23 protein-coding genes and 2 tRNA genes are annotated in these 20113 nt (G+C 71.1%); 10 read left to right on the top strand and 15 right to left on the bottom strand.

Annotated features, from left to right (window positions below; genetic code table 11):
* Nucleotides 1-232 precede the first annotated feature (232 nt).
* Nucleotides 233-946: a FadR/GntR family transcriptional regulator gene (locus DEJ49_RS12845; RefSeq protein WP_150184263.1), complete on the bottom strand. Its 714-nt coding sequence runs from the start codon at nucleotides 944-946 to the stop codon at nucleotides 233-235.
* Between the two features lie 68 nt (nucleotides 947-1014).
* Nucleotides 1015-1088 (bottom strand) — tRNA-Lys (locus tag DEJ49_RS12840).
* A gap of 317 nt (nucleotides 1089-1405) precedes the next feature.
* Here DEJ49_RS12840 and DEJ49_RS12835 point away from each other — a divergent pair.
* The 6 genes from DEJ49_RS12835 (at nucleotide 1406) to DEJ49_RS12810 (ending at nucleotide 6582) form a co-directional block, all read left to right on the top strand.
* Complete coding sequence (locus DEJ49_RS12835; RefSeq protein ID WP_150184262.1) at nucleotides 1406-2572, top strand: SPFH domain-containing protein; 1167 nt, start codon at nucleotides 1406-1408, stop codon at nucleotides 2570-2572.
* Nucleotides 2556-3221: a nucleoside/nucleotide kinase family protein gene (locus DEJ49_RS12830; protein ID WP_150184261.1), complete on the top strand. Its 666-nt coding sequence runs from the start codon at nucleotides 2556-2558 to the stop codon at nucleotides 3219-3221. The genes DEJ49_RS12835 and DEJ49_RS12830 overlap by 17 nt, the downstream gene beginning before the upstream one ends.
* Nucleotides 3222-3300: 79 nt before the next feature.
* On the top strand, nucleotides 3301-3903 hold the full coding sequence (locus DEJ49_RS12825) for a lytic polysaccharide monooxygenase (RefSeq protein ID WP_150184260.1): 603 nt from the start codon (nucleotides 3301-3303) through the stop codon (nucleotides 3901-3903).
* 151 nt (nucleotides 3904-4054) lie between these two features.
* Entirely contained in the window at nucleotides 4055-4519 is a 465-nt protein-coding gene (locus DEJ49_RS12820) for a DUF3592 domain-containing protein (protein ID WP_150184259.1), read from the top strand.
* A 40-nt stretch (nucleotides 4520-4559) separates the two neighbouring features.
* Nucleotides 4560-6218 carry an AMP-binding protein gene (locus tag DEJ49_RS12815; RefSeq protein WP_150184258.1) on the top strand — a complete coding sequence of 553 codons (1659 nt, stop codon included), beginning with the start codon at nucleotides 4560-4562 and terminating at the stop codon, nucleotides 6216-6218.
* Nucleotides 6219-6249: 31 nt separating this feature from the next.
* Nucleotides 6250-6582 carry a hypothetical protein gene (locus DEJ49_RS12810; protein WP_223832809.1) on the top strand — a complete coding sequence of 111 codons (333 nt, stop codon included), beginning with the start codon at nucleotides 6250-6252 and terminating at the stop codon, nucleotides 6580-6582.
* A 15-nt stretch (nucleotides 6583-6597) separates the two neighbouring features.
* Here DEJ49_RS12810 and DEJ49_RS12805 read toward each other — a convergent pair whose 3' ends face one another.
* From DEJ49_RS12805 to ehuB, 9 genes are all read right to left on the bottom strand, one after another.
* Entirely contained in the window at nucleotides 6598-7242 is a 645-nt protein-coding gene (locus tag DEJ49_RS12805; RefSeq protein ID WP_055554422.1) for a response regulator transcription factor, read from the bottom strand.
* A complete protein-coding gene (locus DEJ49_RS12800) occupies nucleotides 7233-8345 on the bottom strand; it encodes a sensor histidine kinase (protein ID WP_150188189.1) in 1113 nt (370 codons plus the stop codon). The genes DEJ49_RS12805 and DEJ49_RS12800 overlap by 10 nt, the downstream gene beginning before the upstream one ends.
* Before the next feature lie 52 nt (nucleotides 8346-8397).
* A complete protein-coding gene (locus DEJ49_RS12795; RefSeq protein ID WP_150184257.1) occupies nucleotides 8398-9078 on the bottom strand; it encodes a DedA family protein in 681 nt (226 codons plus the stop codon).
* 140 nt (nucleotides 9079-9218) lie between these two features.
* Nucleotides 9219-9292 (bottom strand) — tRNA-Lys (locus tag DEJ49_RS12790).
* Nucleotides 9293-9352: 60 nt separating this feature from the next.
* Nucleotides 9353-10123: an IclR family transcriptional regulator C-terminal domain-containing protein gene (locus DEJ49_RS12785; protein WP_190329336.1), complete on the bottom strand. Its 771-nt coding sequence runs from the start codon at nucleotides 10121-10123 to the stop codon at nucleotides 9353-9355.
* 202 nt (nucleotides 10124-10325) lie between these two features.
* Nucleotides 10326-11141, bottom strand: a complete 816-nt coding sequence (ehuA, locus tag DEJ49_RS12780; protein WP_150184255.1) for an ectoine/hydroxyectoine ABC transporter ATP-binding protein EhuA — start codon at nucleotides 11139-11141, stop codon at nucleotides 10326-10328.
* Nucleotides 11131-11778: an ectoine/hydroxyectoine ABC transporter permease subunit EhuD gene (ehuD, locus tag DEJ49_RS12775; RefSeq protein ID WP_150184254.1), complete on the bottom strand. Its 648-nt coding sequence runs from the start codon at nucleotides 11776-11778 to the stop codon at nucleotides 11131-11133. Before ehuD ends, ehuA begins: the two co-directional genes overlap by 11 nt.
* Nucleotides 11775-12506, bottom strand: coding sequence for an ectoine/hydroxyectoine ABC transporter permease subunit EhuC (ehuC, locus tag DEJ49_RS12770; protein WP_190329598.1), 732 nt, complete (start codon nucleotides 12504-12506; stop codon nucleotides 11775-11777). Before ehuC ends, ehuD begins: the two co-directional genes overlap by 4 nt.
* A complete protein-coding gene (gene ehuB, locus DEJ49_RS12765) occupies nucleotides 12506-13438 on the bottom strand; it encodes an ectoine/hydroxyectoine ABC transporter substrate-binding protein EhuB (protein WP_150184252.1) in 933 nt (310 codons plus the stop codon). The genes ehuC and ehuB overlap by 1 nt, the downstream gene beginning before the upstream one ends.
* A 98-nt stretch (nucleotides 13439-13536) precedes the next feature.
* Here ehuB and DEJ49_RS12760 point away from each other — a divergent pair, with 98 nt between their 5' ends.
* Complete coding sequence (locus DEJ49_RS12760) at nucleotides 13537-14037, top strand: DUF3830 family protein (RefSeq protein WP_190329335.1); 501 nt, start codon at nucleotides 13537-13539, stop codon at nucleotides 14035-14037.
* A 7-nt stretch (nucleotides 14038-14044) separates the two neighbouring features.
* Here the strand turns inward: DEJ49_RS12760 and DEJ49_RS12755 are convergent, their stop codons facing one another.
* Both DEJ49_RS12755 and DEJ49_RS12750 read right to left on the bottom strand, forming a co-directional pair.
* A complete protein-coding gene (locus DEJ49_RS12755; RefSeq protein ID WP_150184250.1) occupies nucleotides 14045-15448 on the bottom strand; it encodes an amidase in 1404 nt (467 codons plus the stop codon).
* Nucleotides 15449-15504: 56 nt separating this feature from the next.
* Nucleotides 15505-16482 (bottom strand): D-2-hydroxyacid dehydrogenase, encoded by a 978-nt coding sequence (locus tag DEJ49_RS12750; RefSeq protein ID WP_150184249.1) that lies wholly within the window; start codon nucleotides 16480-16482, stop codon nucleotides 15505-15507.
* Nucleotides 16483-16771: 289 nt separating this feature from the next.
* Between DEJ49_RS12750 and DEJ49_RS12745 the strand changes: the two genes are divergently transcribed.
* Both DEJ49_RS12745 and DEJ49_RS12740 read left to right on the top strand, forming a co-directional pair.
* The gene (locus tag DEJ49_RS12745; protein ID WP_150184248.1) at nucleotides 16772-17602 is read left to right on the top strand and encodes a decarboxylase; all 831 of its coding nucleotides are present in this window, start codon (nucleotides 16772-16774) and stop codon (nucleotides 17600-17602) included.
* Nucleotides 17599-18342, top strand: coding sequence for a decarboxylase (locus DEJ49_RS12740; RefSeq protein WP_150184247.1), 744 nt, complete (start codon nucleotides 17599-17601; stop codon nucleotides 18340-18342). Before DEJ49_RS12745 ends, DEJ49_RS12740 begins: the two co-directional genes overlap by 4 nt.
* Nucleotides 18343-18360: 18 nt before the next feature.
* On the opposite strand, the gene DEJ49_RS12735 is transcribed toward DEJ49_RS12740, so the two are convergent.
* Nucleotides 18361-18552, bottom strand: coding sequence for a hypothetical protein (locus tag DEJ49_RS12735; RefSeq protein ID WP_150175616.1), 192 nt, complete (start codon nucleotides 18550-18552; stop codon nucleotides 18361-18363).
* 65 nt (nucleotides 18553-18617) lie between these two features.
* Nucleotides 18618-18866, bottom strand: coding sequence for a hypothetical protein (locus DEJ49_RS12730; RefSeq protein ID WP_150168248.1), 249 nt, complete (start codon nucleotides 18864-18866; stop codon nucleotides 18618-18620).
* A gap of 149 nt (nucleotides 18867-19015) precedes the next feature.
* Here DEJ49_RS12730 and DEJ49_RS12725 point away from each other — a divergent pair, with 149 nt between their 5' ends.
* Complete coding sequence (locus DEJ49_RS12725; protein WP_150188188.1) at nucleotides 19016-20110, top strand: LLM class flavin-dependent oxidoreductase; 1095 nt, start codon at nucleotides 19016-19018, stop codon at nucleotides 20108-20110.
* Nucleotides 20111-20113 lie beyond the last annotated feature (3 nt).

Genomic DNA, 20113 nt, shown 5'->3' with positions numbered 1-20113 from the left:
ACCTTCACGAACGCATAAGCGGCAGGCCGCCTTCTCCTAAGACATGAGAAGGCGACCTTCCGGTTGCATGATGCCCCCCTCGACATCGCCTCATGAACGGGACCCCCGTCCCTGTCCCGCCGCGGTCGTCTCGGGCCCCCAACCGCCCCGTATCGCCCGCCTCATGAGAGCCAATGGCTCCAGGACAGGGTTCTACGCCTTACGGCATGATCGCAAGAGCGATACAAGGGGTTTACCGGTCATACGAGCGATTTGAGGCGTCTGTAGGGACTGGTGAGCCCAAACGGGTTCGAATGTTACCGAAGTGCTCGCGTATGGCCTGCTCAGCCCGGAGGGCGTCGCCGGAGCGCACCGCCTCCAGAATCTCGCGGTGCTGACGGCAGGTGACCTCGGGATCCGGTGGTACGTCGACGAGATCCGTCCTGACTCGGTGGAAAGCGTCCCAAAACGCCTCCAGAACCTCGCCCAGGAGCAGGTTTCCGAGCCCGCGGTACAGCGTGGCGTGAAACGCACGGTCGGTCTCGGCCCGCACCTCGCCCTCCGGAGAGGCCGCCTCGGCCTCCATCCGTGCCACGAGTGCGTCGAGTTCGGCCAGGTCGGCGGCGGGTACGCGGCCCGCGAGGCGCGCGATGAGCCCGGTCTCCACGGCCTCGCGCAGCTCCAGGAGCTGGAGCAGGCTGTCCTCGCCGCGGTAGTGGCCCGCGACCGTGCGGAAGGCGAGCCCCTCGATCATCGGGGCGACCGACATCGGGCCGACATACGTCCCGAAGCCGTGCCGGATCTCCACGATCCCCATGGCCTGGAGCGCCTTCAGGGCCTCCCGCACGGAGTTCCTGCTGACCCCCAGGCGCTCCATCAGCTCGGGCTCGGTCGGCAGCGAGGCACCGGAGGGCAGCCTCGAATCGATGATCAGCTTCTTGATCCGCTCCTGGATGTCTCGCGCCATGGCGACACGGTAGCGGTATGCGGGAACGACGAAGGCCCTCCGCGTGAACGGAGGGCCTTCGCTGTCTGTGCGCCGCCAGGGACTCGAACCCCGGACCCGCTGATTAAGAGTCAGCTGCTCTAACCAACTGAGCTAGCGGCGCCTGCTGACCTGGAGAACTTTACCGGATGTCCGGGGGTGCTCCGGACCATCCGGCGGCCGGCCGCCGGGGCCGGGAGCGGTGGCGGGAACGAGGGAGGGGGGCCGATCCATCGTTCGGACCATCAAAGTGCGGCATGCCCGGACAGTTGCGAAACTGACGCACGTGCAGATGCGCGAGCATTCTTTTCCGGGGTGTGAGGGGAATCGCATGGAGGTCGCTCCGCCGCCGCCGTCCGGGGCCCGAGGCGTGGCGGCGGTTGTTCCGGTGAGCGGTGTGCGTACGTACGAGATCGACGTCCGAACGAGTCGGAGGCACGGATGAGTGCGACGGCAGCTCCACAGCCCCAGTCCCCGCAGTCCGACGGGGTGCGCGAGGCCGGCACGCGCCCCCCGCGGGTCATTCAGAGCGAGGCGACCACCGAGATCCCCGTGCACCTTCTCTTCCGGGACGATCCGGACGACGCGACGGGCGTTCCGCTCGCGCCCGCCGTCGTGCGGCGCAGGCAGGGGTCCGGGGAGCAGCCGCGGGTGACGCGGCGCAGCACGCCGTACGTGACCGCGCCGGTCGCCCGGCCCGTGCCCGACGTCGACCCGGCCCTCGTGGCGCGGCGGGCCCGTGTCCTGCCGGGCCTCGCCGGGGTGCTCGGCGGGTGCGCGGGTGTCGCCGGGTGCGCGCTTTCGCTGTGGTGGGCGGGCGTGCTGCCGGAGCCCGCGCTGCGGGTGACGGGGCTGCCCTGGTACGAGGGTGCCGGGCTCGGCGCCGCGCAGTGGGCGTCGCTCGCCGGGTCGGGGACGCTCGGCCTCTTCGGGTTCGGCGGTCTCGCGCGCGGGCGGGTCGGGCGGGCCTGGGTGCTCACCCTCTTCGGCCGCTACCGGGGCACGGTCCGCCGCACCGGCCTCATGTGGGTCAACCCGCTGCTGCTGCGCCGCCGTGTCGACGTACGGCTGCGGCACTGGCGGAGCGAGCCGATGCCGGCGGTGGACCGCAGCGGCGTCGCCCTGCGCGTCGTGCTCCTCGTGGTGTGGCGGGTCAAGGACCCGGCGCGGGCGACGCTGGCGGTCGAGGACCACCAGGAGTACCTGCGGGAGTGCGTGGAGGCGACCACGGCACGGGTCCTGTCGCGGCTCCCCGCCGACGCCTTCCACGAGGACGGCCCGACCCTGCGCGACGCGGACGCCGTCGGTGCCGCACTGACCCGGGCGCTGGCCGCGGACGCGGAGGCGGTGGGCGTCGAGGTCTTCTCGGCGCAGCCGACCCGTATCGAGTACGCCCCGGAGGTCGCCGCCGTGATGCAGCGCCGCAGGGTGGCCGCCCTCGACGCGCGGCACCGCGACACCGTCCTGACGTCGGTGGTCGACTCGGTCGAGGACACGGTGACGCGGCTGACCACGCGGGGGCTCGTGGAGCTGGACGACTACGAGCGCAAGGCTTTGGTGAAGGACCTGACGGTGGCGTTCTATACGGGGCATGGAGAACACCGGTGAAGTGGACAAGGGGAGTGGGCTCGCGGATCTCGCCGCCGATGCCCGGCGGCTGACGGACGGCGGTGTCCCGCGCGCCGTCCTCGGCCTCGCGGGCCCGCCGGGCACCGGCAAGTCGACGCTCGCGCGGGCCCTCGTCGAGCGGATCGGCGCGGACGCCGCGTATCTGCCGCTGGACGGGTTCCACCTCTCCAACGCGCAGCTGGCGCGGCTCGGCCTCACCGCCCGCAAGGGCTCGGAGCCCAGTTTCGACGTGGCGGGATACGTCGCGCTGCTGCGCCGCGTGCTCGCCGACCCGGGCCACGACATCTACGTACCCGATTACGACCGCACGCTGAACGAGCCGATCGCGGCCCGGCACGTCGTCCCTCCGGGCGCCCGACTCGTGATCACCGAGGGGAACTACCTCGCCTGCGACCTGCCCGGCTGGCGGGAGGCGCGGGCGCTGATGGGGGAGTGCTGGTACGTGGACTCACCTGGAGAGGTACGTCAAAAGCGCCTGATGGAGCGGCAGTTGGCGGGCGGACGGACGCCGGAGGGCGCCGCGGAGTGGATCGCCACGAACGACGGACCCAACGGTGAACTCGTGGAGACCTCACGCCGACGATGCGGACGGATCGTCTCCACGATTGGTATGGACATGTTCAACTAACGGCAATAACCTCGGACTTGGTCTAGACCGCAGTGCGCGCACGTCCCACGGATCCCCCCTCGTTCGGCAGGAGCGGCACATGCGAAACAAGAAGATGTACGCGGCCATGGTCGGCCTCGGCACGGTCGGCGCGTTCGCGCTTTCCGCCGGTGGCGCGAGCAGCCACGGTTACACGGACCTGCCGGCGAGCCGGCAGATCAACTGTGCGAAGGGCGTGGTGGCCAACTGCGGTTCCATCCAGTGGGAGCCACAGAGCGTCGAGGGGCCCAAGGGCTTCCCGGCGGCAGGTCCTGCCGACGGCAAGATCTGTTCGGCGGGCGTCGCCGGCTTCGACCAGCTCAACTCGCCCAAGGCGCCGAACGGCGGCGCATGGCCGACGACGAAGGTGAGCGGCGGCCAGAACTACACCTTCCGCTGGCAGTTCACCGCGCGCCACCGCACCTCGGACTTCAAGTACTACATCACCAAGCAGGGCTGGGACGACAGCAAGGCGGTGACCAGGTCCGCCCTGGAGACCACGCCGTTCCTCAACGTCCCGTACAACAGCCAGCAGCCGCCCGCGACCCTCTCGCACAGCGGCACGATCCCCGGCGGCCGCAGCGGCCACCACGTGATCGTCGCCGTCTGGACGGTCGCGGACACGGCGAACGCGTTCTACGCCTGCTCGGACGTCCAGTTCTGATACTGAGCACTGCCGTCAGATTCTGAGCAACGCTTGAGGAACTTCCCCTCACCCCACAGGTAGGTTCTGCGCACGCCGTGTCGATTTCACGGCGTGCGCAGAGCCGCACGCACGCATCGCGGGCGGCCGGAAACGACCGCGGGGGACCCTCATGGAGTTCATGTTCTACGCCCTGCCCGGAATCATCGTCCTAGGGGCGCTCTTCGCGGGGGCGAAGGTGGTCAGGCGCTCGACCGAGTTGAGCCGCGCCTGGAACAGCGGACTCACCGCGGAGGCGCGCTGTCTGCGCACGTACACGACGACCAGCGGCAGCGACGACAGCATTTCCACGACGCTGCACCACGTCTACGAATTCCTCACCCGCGAGGGCCGTTCCGTCCGCTTCGAGGAGGAGAACGGCCCGGCGACGACCGTCGAGGGCGACATCGTCACCGTGCACTACACGGCCGCACGCCCCGAAGCCGCGACCGCCCACGCGCCGCGCCCCTTCGCGATGGCGGCGGGCACGGTGGGGATGCTCTGCTTCCTCGGCCTGATCGTGGCGTTCTGCGTCTTCTTCATGATGACCGCGCACTCCATGTTCGCGGCCGACGACATGTTCACCGACATGCCGTGACGCTCCACATCTGACGCGGCGTCAATTATGGTGCGCGGCCATGGAGCCCACCGGAGCAACGGTCGCGGAACTCGTACAGGCGCGGTGGGGCGACCACCGCACCGGCCTGCGCCACGCGGGCGGTGAACTGACCCACCACCAGGTGGCGGCGGGCGCGGCGGCCAGAGCCGCGCTCCTCGCCGACCTGCTGCCGCGCCACGCCGCACCGCACATCGGCGTCCTGCTCGACAACACCCCCGAGTACCCGCTCTGGCTGAGCGCGGCCGCCCTCGCCGGCGCGGCCGTCGCCGGCATCAACCCCACCCGGCGCGGTCCGGAGCTGGCCCGGGACATCCTCCACACCGACTGCGCCGTCCTCGTCACGGAACGCGCCCACCTGCACCTGCTCGACGGCCTCGACCTCCCCGGCGTCCGCCTCCTGGTGACGGACACCGACGCCTACGCGGACCTCCTCGCCCCCTACGCCGACGCCACCCCCGACATCGCCCCCACCGTGCACCCCGGCAGCCGCATGCTGCTGTACTTCACGTCCGGCTCGACCGGCGCCCCCAAGGCGGCGATCTGCAGCCAGGGCAGGCTCGCCGCGGCCGGACGCTCCCTGGTCGCCCACTTCGGCGTGCGTGCCGACGACACCCACTACATCTGCATGCCCATGTTCCACGGCAACGCGGTCATCGCCGACTGGGCCCCCGCGCTGGCCGCGGGCGCGGGCGTGGCACTCCGGGCCCGGTTCTCCGCCTCCCGGTTCCTCACCGACGTACGAGAGTTCGGCGCCACGTACTTCACCTACGTGGGCCGCGCGGTCCAGTACCTCCTGGCCACGCCCGAGCGGCCCGACGACCGCGAGAACCCCCTGCGGGTCGGCTTCGGCACCGAGGCGGGAGCGGTGGACGCGGCACGCTTCGAGAAGCGGTTCGGGGTGCGGCTCGTCGAGGGGTACGGATCCTCCGAGGGCGGCGCCGCCATCCAGCGCACCCCGGGCACGCCGGTCGGGGCGATCGGCCGCGCGGCCCCCGGCGACGACCTCGCGGTCGTTGACCCGGACACGCGCCGCGAGTGCGAGACGGCCCGCTTCAGCGAGTCCGGCAGGCTCCTGAACGGCGAGGCGGCGATAGGGGAGTTGGTGAACCGCGGGCCCAACCCCTTCGAGGGGTACTGGCGCAACGACGAGGCCCAGGCGGAACGCCTGCGCGACGGCTGGTACTGGACGGGCGACCTGTTCTACCGCGACGGCGACGGCTACCTCTACTTCGCGGGCCGCACGGACGACCGGCTGCGCGTGGACAGCGAGAACCTGGCGGCGGCGATGATCGAGAACATCCTCGCGCGGTACGAGGGAGCGGCGGCCGTCGCGGTCTACGCGGTACCGGACCCGGTCGCGGGCGACCAGGTGATGGCGGCGATCGCCCCACCCCCCGACATCCCCTTCGACCCCCTCGCCTTCGCCGAATTCCTCGTCACCCAGCCCGACTTGGGCACGAAGATGACGCCCCGCTACGTGCGCGTGGTCCCGCACATGCCGGTGACGGCGACGAACAAGGTCGCACGCGGTGCCCTGCGCCGCGAGGGCTTCCGCTGCTCCGACCCGGTCTGGTGGCGCCCGCCCGGCGCATCCGTGTACGAACCACTTGAGCCCGTGGACGTGCGGGCCCTGCTGGACCACTACCGCGCCCAGGGCCGCGACGCCCTTCTGACGTGACCGCTCTCCTGACCGATTACGATCCACGTCCATGAGCGCGTCAGAACAGACCGAGCCGCAGGACCACCTCCACGACGAGGGCACGGGCGAGGACGCGCCCCAGGAGGGCCCCACCCCCGCCGCCCGCGCCCGGCGCGCCCGCATCGCCGCGGCGTCGCTGCTCATGGCCGCCGCCGCGGTGGTCCTCGCCCTGCGCCTGGCCAGCCGCTCGTCCGTCCTCGTCGTCGGCGTCTACGGCCTGCTGCTCATCCTCTGCGGCGGAGTCATCGAACTCAGCCGCCGCGGCCGCACCCGGCTCGGCACGTATCTGCTCGCCGCGGGGCTCGCGGCGGCGCTGGTCATGGACGGGTTCGTCCTCTCGTAACCCGGAGCCACGTCCTCAGGACTCCAGATACCGCAGCACCGCGAGCACCCGGCGGCTGTACCCCGTGGTCCGGTGCAGACCCAGCTTGTCGAAGATCGCGTTGAGGTTCTTCTCGACCGCGCTCAGGGAGATGTGCAGTTTCTCGCCGATGGCCGCGTTGGTGTGGCCCTCGGCGAGCGCCTCAAGGACCGTGCGCTCCCTCGGGGTGAGGCGCGTCAGCGGGTCGACGTGGGTGGTGCGGATGAGCAACTGCCGTACGACCTCCGGGTCGATGGCGGCGCCCCCGGCGTGCACCCGCTCCAGCGCGTCCAGGAATTCCTCGACCTGGGCGACCCGGTCCTTGAGGAGGTAGCCGACCCGTTCCGCGCTCGAAGTCAGCAGCTGGGCGGCGTAGTTGCGCTCCACGTACTGGGAGAGGACGACCACGCCGATCTCCGGGCGCAGTTCACGGATCCGCACCGCCGCGCGCAGGCCCTCGTCGGTGTGGTCGGGCGGCATCCGGATGTCGGTGACGACGACGTCGGGGGCGTGCGCCTCGACCTCGCGCAGCAGCGCGTCGGCGTCGCCCACGGCGGCGAGGACCTCGTGGCCCTCCTCGGCGAGCAGCCGGACCAGGCCCTCCCGCAGCAGGGTCGAGTCCTCGGCGAGGATTACGCGCACGGCAGCTCCGCGGTGATCGTGGTGGGACCCCCGAGGGGGCTGTCTACGTGCAGGGTGCCGTCGAGCGCGGCGACCCGGCTGCCCAGACCGGTGAGCCCGCTGCCCGCCGGGTCCGCGCCGCCGACGCCGGTGTCGCGGACGAGGACGAGGAGCGTCGCGCCCCGCTGCCGTACGCGCACGGAGATCTCGTCGGCCGCCGCGTGCTTGGCGGCGTTGTTCACCGCCTCGGACACGACGAAGTACGCGGCGGTCTCGACGGCGGAGGGCAGCGGATCCGGTACGTCGTACTCCATGCGCACCGGGACCGCGCACCGCTCCGACACCCCGCCCAGCGCCTCGCGGAGACCCAGGCTGTCGAGCGCGGTGGGGTAGACCCGCCAGGCGACCTCGCGCAGCTCCGTGAGCACTTCCTGCGCTTCCTTGTGGGCCTGTTCGAGCAGGGCGTCGGCCCGCTCGGGGGTGCGGCCGCGGCGGGCCCGGCCGAGCAGCATGGCGAGGGCGACGAGCCGCTGCTGGACGCCGTCGTGCAGATCGCGCTCGACCCGGCGCCGCTCCACGTCGACCGCGCGCACGACCGCGGCGCGGCTGGTGGCCAGCTCGTCGATGCGGCGCTGCAGGAGTTCCCGCTCGGAGGGGCCGAAGCACTCGCGGGCCAGCCGGGCGTCCTGCTCGGTCAGCGCGCGCAGCCCCTGCACGGCGAGGAAGAGCAGCGTGCCGCCGAGCACGACCTGGCTCAGCACGTCCACCCAGGTCATCGAGGACCGGGTGAGGCCGACCGCGAAGATTCCGGCGAGGACGGCGCCGAAGTCGACGAGGCCGACGACGACGGCGCAGAGCAGCCCGGAGTACGTGCGGGCCGCGAGGTAGCGCAGGGTCTGCCGGTCGTCGGCGCGGTGCTCGGGGAACACGTCGTGGAAGAAGAGGGACCGGCGCCCGCGCTCCAGCGCGGTGAGCCTGCGGGCGCCCGCCGCGAGCAGGGCGTGGGCGCGGACGCGGGTGCGCGGCCAGAGCAGGAAGGCGCCGAGTGCCGCCCCGGCGACGACGAAGTACAGCAGTCCGAGCAGGGCGGTCAGGCACCCCACGAGCACCCCGGCGACCCGCATGAGCAACGGCGCGGCTACGGGTTCCCTCACATCGCCCGACACTAGCCGAGCCCTAGCGGGAGCGGCGGTGGCGGGCCTCGGCGGTGGACCCCGGACCCTTCCGCGACCGCACGCGCACCGCCACGTACACGGCGACGGCGCCGACGGCGAGCACCAGGACGGCCTTGGACAGCAGCCCCACGTACGTCTCGACGACGTCCCACTGGTCGCCGAGCCAGTAGCCCGCGAGGACGAGCACGGAGTTCCAGACCAGGCTGCCCAGCGCGGTCAGGGAGAGGAAGACGGGCAGCCGCATCCGCTCCACACCGGCCGGCACGGAGATCAGGCTGCGGAAGATCGGCACCATCCGGCCGAGCAGGACCGCCTTGGTGCCGTGCTTGGCGAACCACGCCTCGGTCCGCTCCAGGTCGGACGCCTTCACGAGCGGCAGCTTCGCCCACAGGGCGTGCATGCGCTCCCGTCCGAAGAGCACGCCGATCCAGTACAGGGCGGCGGCGCCGACGACGGAGCCGAGCGTCGTCCAGAACAGGGCGGAGGCGAGGCTGATCACGCCCTGTCCCGCGGCGAAGCCGGTCAGCGGCAGGATCACCTCGCTGGGCAGCGGCGGGAAGAGGTTCTCCAGGGCGATGGCGAGCCCCGCGCCGGGACCGCCCAGGGTGTCCACGAGGTCCGCGGCCCAGCCCGCGATGCCGCCGGCCGGTTCCTGGGGGAGGGCGAGAGTCATGAGGTCCATGGCAGCAACGCTAGAAATCGCAGGTCACCGGCGGTATGGGGGTTGCCGTCGGGTCGGGGTGCGGTTTTCCGCACCCATGGACCCCGCGTACGCGAAAGGGCGTTCCCGGAAACCGGGAACGCCCTTTCGGCATTCGCAAGTGCGCCGCCAGGGACTCGAACCCCGGACCCGCTGATTAAGAGTCAGCTGCTCTAACCAACTGAGCTAGCGGCGCCTGCTGACTCATTAATAGTACCTGGTCCCGGGGGGTGCTCAGGACACCCCGGAGGCACCGCTAGATCGCCAGCGAGAGCAGCACCGGCGCCGCCCCGCGGTTGAGCGTGTCCGCCGCCTCGCGCAGCCGGTGGGCGTGCTCGACCGGCAGGGACAGGGCGAGGCAGCCGACGGCGGAGCCCGCGGTGATCGGGACGGCCGCGCAGACCGTGCCGACCGCGTACTCCTGGAGGTCGAGGACCGGGACCGTGGCGGGCTGCGACGCGAGCCGGTTGAGCAGGACCCGCTCGTTCGTGATCGTCCGGGACGTGAGGCGGGCCATCTTGTGGCGGGAGAGGTGGTCCCTGCGGCCGTTCACGTCGAGCTGGGTGAGCAGGCTCTTGCCGACCGCGCTGGCGTGGGCGGAGGAGCGGAAGTCGACCCATTCGTTGACCGCGGGGGTGCGGGGGCCCGCCGCGAAGTCGGTGACGCGGACCTCGCCGTCCACGTACCGGCTGATGTAGACCGCGGCGCCGATGGAGTCGCGCAGCCCGTCCAGGGTGCGCTGCAGCTTCTCGCGCAGGGCCTCCGCGTGGTCGCGGGTGGAGCCGAGCCTGCTGAGGGTCTCACCCGTGACGTACGCCCCCGGGGTGCCGTCGTCCGTGAGCTCTTCGACGTATCCCTCGCTGGTCAGCATGCGCAGCAGGGGGAGCAGCCTGTCCAGGGGCAGCCCGGTGTCGCGGGCGATCCGGGCGGCGGTCACTCCGGTGCCGTGCCGGGCGACGGTCTCGAGCACCCGCAGGGCGCTCTGGACGGAGCGGTGCGGCGTGATCGCCTCGTGCTGCAACGCCACGGCATCCCCCTGCGTGGAACGGTTCCGGACAGTCGGGCTCGGTTCCACGATAGCTGTCAAGTGGCGGATATGGAGCGCCTGTTGGGGACATTGGTGGCGCGTTCCGGATCTCTCATCAGGAACGCGCCACTCTGGCATATGCCCAGGTCATGACCGGGGCGGTGAGCCCGCCCCAGCCGTCACGGCACCGCGCTCGGGTCCGTCACAGCACCGCGCTCAGGAACTCGCGCGTGCGCTCGTGCTCCGGCTCCGTGAAGATCTTCTCCGGGGTCCCGGACTCGATGACGCGGCCCGAGTCGAACATCAGGACCTGGTCCGAGATGTCCCGCGCGAAGTTCATCTCGTGCGTCACGCAGAGCATCGTGATGTCCGTGGTGTGCGCGATGTCGCGGAGCACGTCCAGGACGCCCGCCACCAGCTCCGGGTCGAGCGCGGACGTCACCTCGTCGAGCAGCAGCACCTGGGGGCGCATCGCCAGGGCCCGCGCGATGGCCACGCGCTGCTGCTGGCCGCCGGAGAGCTGCGTCGGATACGCGTCGCAGCGGTCCCCGAGCCCGACCAGGTCGAGCAGTTCGCGGGCCCGCTGCTCCGCCTCGTCCTTGGAGAGCCCGAGTACGGAGACCGGCGCTTCCGTGATGTTGCGCAGCACCTTCATGTTCGGGAAGAGGTTGAACTGCTGGAACACCATCCCGATGTTCTTGCGGACCTCGCGGACGTGCTTCTCGCCCGCGGGGACCAGCTTGCCGTTCTTCTCCTCGTGGGTGAGGTACTTGCCGCCCACCTTGATCGTGCCCTGCTCCGGCTTCACCAGCGTCATCAGGAGCCGCAGGATCGTGGTCTTGCCGGAGCCCGAGGGCCCGATCAGCGTCACGTGCTTGCCGGAGGCGACGGAGAAGTCCAGCTCGTCGAGGACGACGTTCGAGCCGTACCGCTTGACGACCTTGTCGAAGCGGATCAGCTCGCTGCCGTCGACGGCCGGGTTGGGGATTTCCTGGGAAGTGCTGCTGTCAGCGGACAAGGCGACGCTCCAAAACTCGCAGAAGAAGAGAGGCCGGGTAGGCGATGACGATGAAGGCGACACCGACCACGCTGATCGCCTCGAAGGTGAAGGTCGTCTGGCTGTAGTTCTGGGCCTGGCCCAGCATGTCGAGCGCGCCGATGGCCGCCATCTGCGGCGACTCCTTCAGCATGACGATCACGTAGTTGCCGAGCGCGGGGATCACCCTGCGCACCGCCTGCGGCAGGATCACGGACGTCCAGGTGCGCCGCTTGGAGAGGCTGAGCGCGGTCGCCGCCTCCCACTGGCCGGCCGGTACGCCCTCGATGCCCGCCCGGTAGACCTCCGAGGTGTACGTCGAGTAGTGCAGGCCGAGCCCGACGATGCCCGTGGTGAGCGGGGACATCGAGGGCCCCCACTCCGGCACCACATAGAACAGGAAGAACAGCTGCACCAGCAGCGGGGTGTTCCGGATGAACTCCGTGACCACCGTGACCGGCCAGCGGATCCACTTCTTCTCCGAGCGCTGGGCGACCGCCCAGACGAGACCGAGGGAGAAGGCGATCAGGGTGCCGAAGAACAGTGCCTTGAGCGTGAGCTCCACACCGTCCCAGAAGAGCGGCATGAACTCGTCGACGTGATCCCAGTTCCAGTTCACTTGGCACCCCCCGTGCCCGAGACGACGTCGATCGACGACTTGGCGCGCAGGCCGCCGAACAGGCTCGTCTTCTCCGGCGTCTGCCCCACCCGCTTCTTGGCGTGCCGCTCCAGGAGCCGCATGCCGCGCGTGAGGATGAACGCGAAGACGAAGTACAGGGCGAGCAGCAGCGTGTAGATCGGCGCGCTCTCGTTCTTGACGAGCCGCAGCAGGTCACCGGCGAACGTCATGTCGGCCACCGCGATGAGGGACACCAGCGAGGTGCCCTTCAGGAGCTCGATGAGCAGGTTGTTGAACGGCGGGATCATCTCCGGCCAGGCCTGCGGCAGTTCGATGCGGCGCAGCCGCTGCATCGGGGTGAAGTTCAAAGCGATGCCCGCCTCGCGCTGCGCGGGCGGCACCGCGGCGAGCGCACCGCGCACGATCTCCGAGGCGTACGCGCCGTACGTGATGCCGAGCGCGAGGACGCCCGCGAACATGGGCTGGAAGCTGATGTTGAACAGCGGCGGCACGGTGAACGCGATCCAGAACATGAAGACCAGCGACGACGTGCTGCGGAAGATTTCGAAGTAGGCCCCGGCGAGGAAGCGGACGATCCACAGCCGCGACGTGCGCAGCACACCGATCGGGAACGCGATCACGAAGGCGAGGGCCGCGCTGAGGAACGTGACCTGGACGGTGATCCAGATGCCGGGCAGGAACCAGTTCCCGAAGAACTCCGACGACATCATGACGAGGCGCCCTTCGCCGGGGGACACAGCTTCTCGACCGTCAGGTCCGTCATCTCGGCCGCGGTGAAACCGAACGGCTTGACGATGCGCAGCAGTTCACCGCTCTCCTTGAGCTTGTGCAGCTCCTTGTTGAAGGCGTCCCGCAGGTTCTTCTCGGACGGGCGGAAGGCGAAGCCGCCGGCTCCGTAGGCAGGCTCGCCGTCGACCACGGGCTGGAACGGCTTCGTCGCCTCGACCCGCTGATTGTTCTTGATCACCGTGCGCACGGTGACGTTGGTGCCGGCGAACGCGTCGACGCGGCCCTGCGCCACGGCGTCCATCCCGGCGACCTGGTCGGGCAGGACGAGCACGGACTTCACGCCCGCCGCCTTCGCGTAGTCGATCTCCGCGTAGGCCGTGCCGCTCGCCAGCTTCAGGCCCTTCTCGGCGATGTCCTCGTACTTCTGGATGCCGTGCGGATTGCCCTTCTTCACGATGAAGGAGTCGAGCATGAGGTAGTCGGGGTCGGAGAAGAGGACCTGCTCGCACCGCGTCGGGTTGATGTACATGCCCGCCGAGACGACGTCGAACTGCCGGGCCTGCGTGAGGCCGGGTATCAGCGCGCCGAACTTCGTGGGCACCGCCTTGACCTTGGGTACGCCGAGGCGGGGGAAGATGACCTTGGCGATCGCCGGCGCCTCGCCCGTGACCTCGCCGTTCTCGTCGATGTATCCGAACGGGACCTCGCCCGCGACACCGATCCTGACCGTGCCGCTGTCGCGCAGGCGGTCCAGCAGATCGCCCCCCTCAACCTTCCCCTCGTCGGGTACGCGGCTGCACGCCGACGCCCCGAATACCCCCAGAGCCGCCCCGCCCGCTCCGGTGAGCAGTGCGCGGCGGCGCACCGCTCTGCCGATGAATCCCTCGTTGTTCCCAAGTGGTGGAGCCATGGGCGCGCGGCTACCCGAACCCAAGCGAGTTATGCCGACGAATTCCGGCCCTCCGATGCCATCGTGGTGCCCTTGACCCAGGGAGGAGCATGGGACACATGGCAGAGCGATTCATCGAAGTCTCCCTCGCCAAGCGAGGGGTTCAGTGCACGGCGAAACTGCTCGACGACCGGGCTCCGGTGACCTGCGCGGCGGTGTGGGAGGCACTGCCGCTCGGCTCGGACGTCTACCACGCGAAGTACGCGCGCAACGAGATCTACGCCCTCTTCCCGGCTTTCGCGGACCGCGAGCCGCCCCTGGAGAACCCGACCGTCACGCCCATTCCGGGAGATCTCTGTTATTTCTCCTTCTCCGGTACGGAACTGGGCACCCAGGCGTACGGCTACGAGGCGGAGGCCGATGTGAAGGCGGGCACCACCGTCGTCGACCTCGCCCTCTTCTACGAACGGAACAACCTGCTCCTCAACGGTGACGTGGGGTGGGTGCCCGGCATCGTCTGGGGCCAGATCGTCGAGGGCCTCGACCGCATGGCCGAGGCCTGCAACGACCTGTGGCGCGCGGGCGCACAGGGCGAGACGCTGAGTTTCAAGCGCGCCTGAGGCGCGTTCAACCGAGTGCGGGTGGTGTCAGGGAGGCGCTGCCCGACTCGTACAGCGCGTGCGCAGCACGGAGCACCACCCGATCCGCGTGCCGCGCCGCGACGATCTGCACGCCGATGGGCAGCCCGTCCTCATCCGCCCCGCACGGCACCGTCGCCGCGGGCTGCTGCGTGAGGTTGAACGGGTACGTGAACGGGGTCCACCCCGTCCAGCGCCGGTGCCCCGACCCCTTCGGCACCTCGACGCCCGCCTCGAACGCCGTGATCGGCAGCGTCGGCGTGACCAGCAGGTCGTACGTCGAGTGGAAGCGGCCCATGCGGCGCCCGAGTGCCATCCGGACGTCGACGGCCGCGAGGTAGTCCAGCGCGCTGTACCGCGCGCCCTGCCCGCAGACCTCCCGCAGCCCCGGGTCGAGCAACTCCCGCTGCGCGGGCGACAGATGCTGCACGACGCGCGCCGCCCCGCTGAACCACAGGGTGTGGAAGGCCTCCACCGGGTCGGAGAAGTCGGGGTCGGCCTCCTCGACGTACGCGCCCTGCGCCGCGAGCGACTCCACCGCGCGCCGCACCGCCGCCGCGACGGCGGGACGCACCGCGACCTGCCCGCCGAGGGACGCGGAGTAGGCGACGCGAAGGCCGCGCACGCCTCCGCCGAGGCCCGCCCCGAAACTGCCCTCGACCGGCCCCAGCTGGGACCAGTCGCGGTCGTCGGGGCCCGTGATCACGTCCATCAGCAGTGCCGCGTCCGCCGCGTCGTGGGTCATCGGCCCGACGTGGGCGAGCGTCCCGAACGGGCTAGCCGGATACAGCGGCACCCTGCCGTACGTCGGCTTCAGCGCGAAGATCCCGCAGAACGCCGCGGGGATCCGCACCGAGCCGCCGCCGTCCGTGCCGAGCGACAGCGGCCCCGCGCCGAGCGCCACGGCGGCCGCGCTGCCCCCGCTGGAGCCGCCCGATGCGCGGGACGGATCGTACGGATTGCGGGTGATCCCGCTCTGCGGACCGTCCGTGACGCCCTTCCACCCGAACTCCGGCGTCGTCGTCCGGCCGATGAACACCGCGCCGTGCTCGCGCAGCCGGGCCACCGAGGGCGCGTCCTCGTTCCACTTGCCCTCCGGCCGCACGGTCAGCGACCCGCGCAGCGTCGGCTCGCCGCGCAGCAGGAGCAGGTCCTTCACGGAGACCGGGACGCCGTCCACGAGCCCCTGCGGCGCGCCCCGCCGCCACCGCTCCGCGCTGGCCTCGGCCTGCGCCAACGCCGAGTCCGCCATGATGCGCACGAAGGCGTTCACCCGCGGCTGGCCCTCCTCCGCCCTGCGCAGGGCCGCCCGCGTCGCGTCGACCGGACTGAATTCGCCCTTGCGATAGCCGTCGACGAGTTGTACAGCCGTGAGATCCGCGAGCTCGGTCATGCAGGCTCCTCAGCAGACGGGGCGTGATCGGTTGGGTGTCATCGACCGGGAGACGATCAATGACCTGGGACATACCCACGTTCCTTGTCGACGACGTTCGTCAGCGGCCGGTCCGCCGCCCACGCCCGGAACAGCTCGACGAACTGCGCGCCCAGCGCGTCCCGCCAGCCGACCGTGTCGCCGCTCATGTGCGGGGAGACGAGCAGGCCAGGCACCGTCCACAGGGGGCTGTCCGCGGGCAGCGGCTCGTCCTCGAACACATCGAGGGCGGCGCCCGCGATCCACCGCTTGGACAACGCCTCGACCAGGTCGTCCTCGACGACGAGCGGCCCGCGCCCGATGTTGATGAACCGCGCCGACGGCTGCATGAAGCCGAACCGCCGCGCGTCGAACATGCCCCGCGTGTCGTCCGTGAGCGGCGCCGCGCACACCACCCAGTCGGCCCTGGCCATCAGCCGGTCGAGCTCGCCCGTGCCGTGCACCCCGGGCCGCGCGGTGCGGCCCACGAGGGCCGTGAGGATGCCGAGCCCCTTCAGCGTGCGCGCGATGGCCCGACCGATGGGTCCCGAACCGATCACGCACGCGCGCGTGCCCGCGATCCGCTGGGTCTCGCGGTGGCGCCAGGAGCGCTCGCGCTGCAGCTCCAGGGTGCGCGGCAGGTCCTTGGCCATGGCGAGGACCAGCGCGGCCACGTACTCGGCGATCGGCTGGTCGAAGACGCCGCGGGCGTTCGTCACGACGGTGTCGGACGCGGCGAGTTCGGGGCACATCAGATGGTCGACGCCCGCGCTCGCGGTGTGCACCCAGCGGGGCCGCGGACCCTCACCGGGCCAGGCGCGGCGTACCGCGTCCGAGGTGAAGTCCCACACCAACAGGGCGTCCGCAAGGGGGAGTTGGTCGGCCAGCGTGGACTCGTCGGCGTGCAGGATCCGGGCCTGCCCGGCCAGGCTGCCGAGGCGCGGCGGCGGGGTCGGTGGCGCGGCGTCAAGGACGAGGACGGTCGTTTCGGAAACCGACGGGACACCGTTTCGCAATGAGATTCCGCTTCCCTGTTCAGAGGTACGGTCGCGCCGCGTCGACAAGACGGCTCAACCGTCTGAGATGTGCGGATTGACCACGCTCGCACCCGAACCTACCTTCGTCAACAGAGGCACTGCTGTACCGGCTGTCCAGGAACCAGTACTCTCCGTGCAGCCGATCGCACACGCTGTGTGGTACGCCCGCGCAGCCATCCCCGTCCCGCCGTCCCGGCGCGTCGCCGGCATCGCTCGTCCCCGGCCCCCGGCCGGTCCCTGAACACACGCACGACCTTGGGGACTGCTCATGGACGTCTCTTTCCTCGGCGGACCACACCCACAACGCGGTGTAGGTGTGGTCGCCCCTTTCGACTTCGTCCTCGACCGCGAACTGTGGCGCTGGATCCCGGACGAGGTCTCCCTCCATCTGACCCGGACGCCGTACGTGCCCGTGGAGGTCAGCCTCGACCTCGCCCGCCTGGTCAGCGAGCACGAGACCCTCGCCGAGGCGGTCCGCGCACTGACCGCCGCCGAGCCCGAAGTCCTCGCGTACGCCTGTACGTCGGGCAGCTTCGTCGGCGGCACGCCGGGTGAACGCGCGATGTGCGAGGCCATGACCCGCGAGGGCGCGGTCGCCTCGGTGACCACGTCCGGCGCACTCCTGGAAGCCCTCGACGAACTGGGCGCCCGGCGCATCGCGCTCGTCACGCCGTACACGTGGTCGGTCACGCAGTCCCTGGAGGAGTATCTGGCGGAGGCGGGCGCGTCCGTCACGGGCCGCGCCTACCTCGGTCTCACCCGGCACATCTGGAAGGTTCCCTACCGGGACGTCGCCGACATGGCGCGCCGTGCGGTCCTCGGCAGCGACGGGGGCGTGGACTGCCTCTTCATCAGCTGCACCAACCTCCCCACGTACGACGTCATCCCGCAACTGGAAGCGGAACTGCGGATGCCGGTGATCTCGGCGAACCAGGTGACGATGTGGTCCGCACTGCGTCGGCTGGGTACCCGTGCGGTAGGGCCCTATCAGGCACTGATCGATCCGACGGCGAGGCCGGGCGCGAGTCCGCTGAACCCGCCGGCTCCGCCCCAGGGCCTGCCCGAAGTACCACCCGCAGAAGGAGGAGGCTGGACGTGACGGCACTCGGATTTCTCTACCCGGGGAACTCGGCCGAGGACGACTACCCCCGCATGGAGCAGATGCTCGGCAGCGACATCCGGCTGCAGGTCGTCCACACGGACATCGGCGAGGACGCGCACCGCGTCGACGCGCTGCTCGAGATGGGCTCGGCCGAACGGCTCGCCGCGGGCGTCGAGGAGCTGCGGCTCGCCGGCGCGGAGGCGGTGGTGTGGGCGTGCACCAGCGGCAGCTTCGTCTTCGGCTGGGAGGGCGCGCACGACCAGGTCCGCAAGCTGGCCATGGCGGCCGGGCTGCCCGCTTCGTCGACGTCGTTCGCCTTCGCCCACGCCGCCCGCGAGGTGAGCGCCACGCGGGTCGCGGTCGCGGCGACGTATCCGGAGGACGTGGCCGGGCACTTCTCCGCCTTCCTGAAGGACGGCGGCGTGGAGGTCGTGGCGGCCAGGGGAAGCGGCATCATCACGGCGGCGGAGGTCGGCACGTGGGGGCGCGACGAGGTGTTCGCGCTGGCCCGCGCGGGCGACCACCCGGACGCCGATGCGCTGCTCCTGCCGGACACGGCGCTGCACACGGCGGCGTACGTCCGCGACCTGGAGGCGGCGGTCGGCAAGCCGGTCCTGACGGCGAACCAGGTCACCGTATGGGAGGCGCTGCGGCTGGCCGAGCGCAGGGTGAACGCGCCGGCGCTCGGTGCCCTGTTCACGAAGGAGCCGCTGGTCCAGGCGCCGGTCACGGGCTGAGGAGTCACGGGCTGGGAGTCACGGGCTGAGGATCAGGCGCACCACCGTTAACGTCTGGACCGATCCGGAGACGTAGTAGAGGACGATGGCGCCGTCGACCGTGGCCTCCCTGCGGTCGGGGTCGTCCCGTACGGGTGTGGAGCCGTGGCCGTACGGATCGCGGCCGATGGTGCGGGACAGGGCGGCGCGGAACGCGTCGGCGTCACCCATCTTGGCGAGGGTGTCGTCGGCGGGCGGCGCGTAGGTGACGCGGTGGACCTTGCGGTGGCGGGGGCTCACGACGTGGACCGCCGTTCGGCCTCGTCCGAGGCGAGTCGGGCGAGGCGGGCCTCGGCGTCGGGGTCGGGCACGGCCTCCAGCATCCAGTGCCGCATCACCGCGTGGATCTCGTCGACGCCCGCCGCGTTGATGGCCCGGTCGAACTCCGTGCGCCGGTGCGCGGGCAGGGCGGCGCGGATGTCGGGGAGGGTGTTCGGCACCTCGACCTCGACTCCGTCGACGAGGGTCTTCAGGGGATCAGCCATGGCCAGCACGGTAGCCGGGGAGGGGCGTGGCCGGGCGGGAAAACGGCGGGGGGAATAAAACGGAGTGACCCTCCTGTTCTGGTCTGCCGTAGCTACGCGCGCTACGCGAGCAGCCGAAACGTACGCAGTGCAGGAGGACCCCAGTGACAGTGGACCCGACCGACGACGGCATCCGCGGCGAGCGGCACGGCACCGCGCCCGTGCCCCTGTCCGTGCTCGACCTCGTCACCGTCGGCGCGGGGCGCACCGCCACCGACGCGCTGCGCACCAGCGTCGACATCGCCAAGCTGGCCGAGGCCCGCGGGTACCACCGCTACTGGGTCGCCGAGCACCACTCCATGCCGGGCGTCGCCTCGTCGTCCCCGGCCGTGATCCTCGCCCACCTCGCCGCCCACACCGGCCGCATCCGGCTCGGCTCCGGCGGCGTCATGCTGCCCAACCACGCGCCGCTCGTCATCGCCGAACAGTTCGGCACCCTGGAGGCGATGGCCCCGGGCCGCGTCGACCTCGGCCTCGGCCGTGCCCCCGGCACGGACGGCGCGACCGCCGCCGCCCTGCGCCGCACCGACCGGCTCAACGAGGGCGCCGACGACTTCCCGCAGCAACTCGCCGAGCTCGTCCGCTTCCTGGACGACGACTTCCCCGACGGCCACCCCTACCGCCGCATCCACGCCGTCCCCGGCCCCGTCCAGGCGACCTCGCCCGGCGGCGTCCAGTCCCCGCACCGACCGCCGGTCTGGCTGCTCGGCTCCTCCGGCTTCAGCGCCCGCCTCGCCGGCGCCCTCGGCCTGCCGTTCGCCTTCGCGCACCACTTCTCCGCGCAGAACACGATCCCGGCGCTCGACCTCTACCGCGAGTCGTTCAAGCCCTCCGCGCTCCTCGACGCCCCGTACGCGGTCATCGGCGTCTCGGCCCTCGCCACCGACGACGAGAACGAGGCCCGCCGCCAGGTCATGGCCGCCGCCCTGAACATGGTCCGCCTGCGCACCGGCCGCCCCGGCCTGGTGCCCACCCCCGAGGAGGCGGAGGCGCACCGGTTCACGGAGATGGAGCGGGACTTCATCACGTCCTGGAACTCCAATGTCATCCACGGCACCCCCGACCAGGTCCGCACGGGCCTGGACGACCTCGCCAAGCGCACGGGCGCCGACGAACTCATGCTCACGGCCAACGCCCACAGCGGCGAGGCGCGCCTGCGCAGCTACGACCTGATCGCGAGCGCCTACGGACTGCCGGAGGCGTAGCGG

Origin of the sequence: Streptomyces venezuelae, assembly GCF_008642335.1 — a bacterium.
Classification (GTDB): domain Bacteria; phylum Actinomycetota; class Actinomycetes; order Streptomycetales; family Streptomycetaceae; genus Streptomyces; species Streptomyces venezuelae_F.
Note: the sequence above shows the minus strand (reverse complement) of the source record. Positions and strands in the feature narration are given on the sequence as shown.

Bases quoted from the DNA above. Each gene is read 5' to 3' on its own strand.
- DEJ49_RS12845 (WP_150184263.1), bottom strand. From the start codon at position 946: ATGGCGCGAGACATCCAGGAGCGGATCAAGAAGCTGATCATCGATTCG.
- DEJ49_RS12835 (WP_150184262.1), top strand. From the start codon at position 1,406: ATGAGTGCGACGGCAGCTCCACAGCCCCAGTCCCCGCAGTCCGACGGG.
- DEJ49_RS12830 (WP_150184261.1), top strand. From the start codon at position 2,556: ATGGAGAACACCGGTGAAGTGGACAAGGGGAGTGGGCTCGCGGATCTC.
- DEJ49_RS12825 (WP_150184260.1), top strand. From the start codon at position 3,301: ATGCGAAACAAGAAGATGTACGCGGCCATGGTCGGCCTCGGCACGGTC.
- DEJ49_RS12820 (WP_150184259.1), top strand. From the start codon at position 4,055: ATGGAGTTCATGTTCTACGCCCTGCCCGGAATCATCGTCCTAGGGGCG.
- DEJ49_RS12815 (WP_150184258.1), top strand. From the start codon at position 4,560: ATGGAGCCCACCGGAGCAACGGTCGCGGAACTCGTACAGGCGCGGTGG.
- DEJ49_RS12810 (WP_223832809.1), top strand. From the start codon at position 6,250: ATGAGCGCGTCAGAACAGACCGAGCCGCAGGACCACCTCCACGACGAG.
- DEJ49_RS12800 (WP_150188189.1), bottom strand. From the start codon at position 8,345: ATGCGGGTCGCCGGGGTGCTCGTGGGGTGCCTGACCGCCCTGCTCGGA.
- DEJ49_RS12795 (WP_150184257.1), bottom strand. From the start codon at position 9,078: ATGGACCTCATGACTCTCGCCCTCCCCCAGGAACCGGCCGGCGGCATC.
- ehuC (WP_190329598.1), bottom strand. From the start codon at position 12,506: ATGTCGTCGGAGTTCTTCGGGAACTGGTTCCTGCCCGGCATCTGGATC.
- ehuB (WP_150184252.1), bottom strand. From the start codon at position 13,438: ATGGCTCCACCACTTGGGAACAACGAGGGATTCATCGGCAGAGCGGTG.
- DEJ49_RS12760 (WP_190329335.1), top strand. From the start codon at position 13,537: ATGGCAGAGCGATTCATCGAAGTCTCCCTCGCCAAGCGAGGGGTTCAG.
- DEJ49_RS12755 (WP_150184250.1), bottom strand. From the start codon at position 15,448: ATGACCGAGCTCGCGGATCTCACGGCTGTACAACTCGTCGACGGCTAT.
- DEJ49_RS12745 (WP_150184248.1), top strand. From the start codon at position 16,772: ATGGACGTCTCTTTCCTCGGCGGACCACACCCACAACGCGGTGTAGGT.
- DEJ49_RS12735 (WP_150175616.1), bottom strand. From the start codon at position 18,552: ATGGGTGACGCCGACGCGTTCCGCGCCGCCCTGTCCCGCACCATCGGC.
- DEJ49_RS12730 (WP_150168248.1), bottom strand. From the start codon at position 18,866: ATGGCTGATCCCCTGAAGACCCTCGTCGACGGAGTCGAGGTCGAGGTG.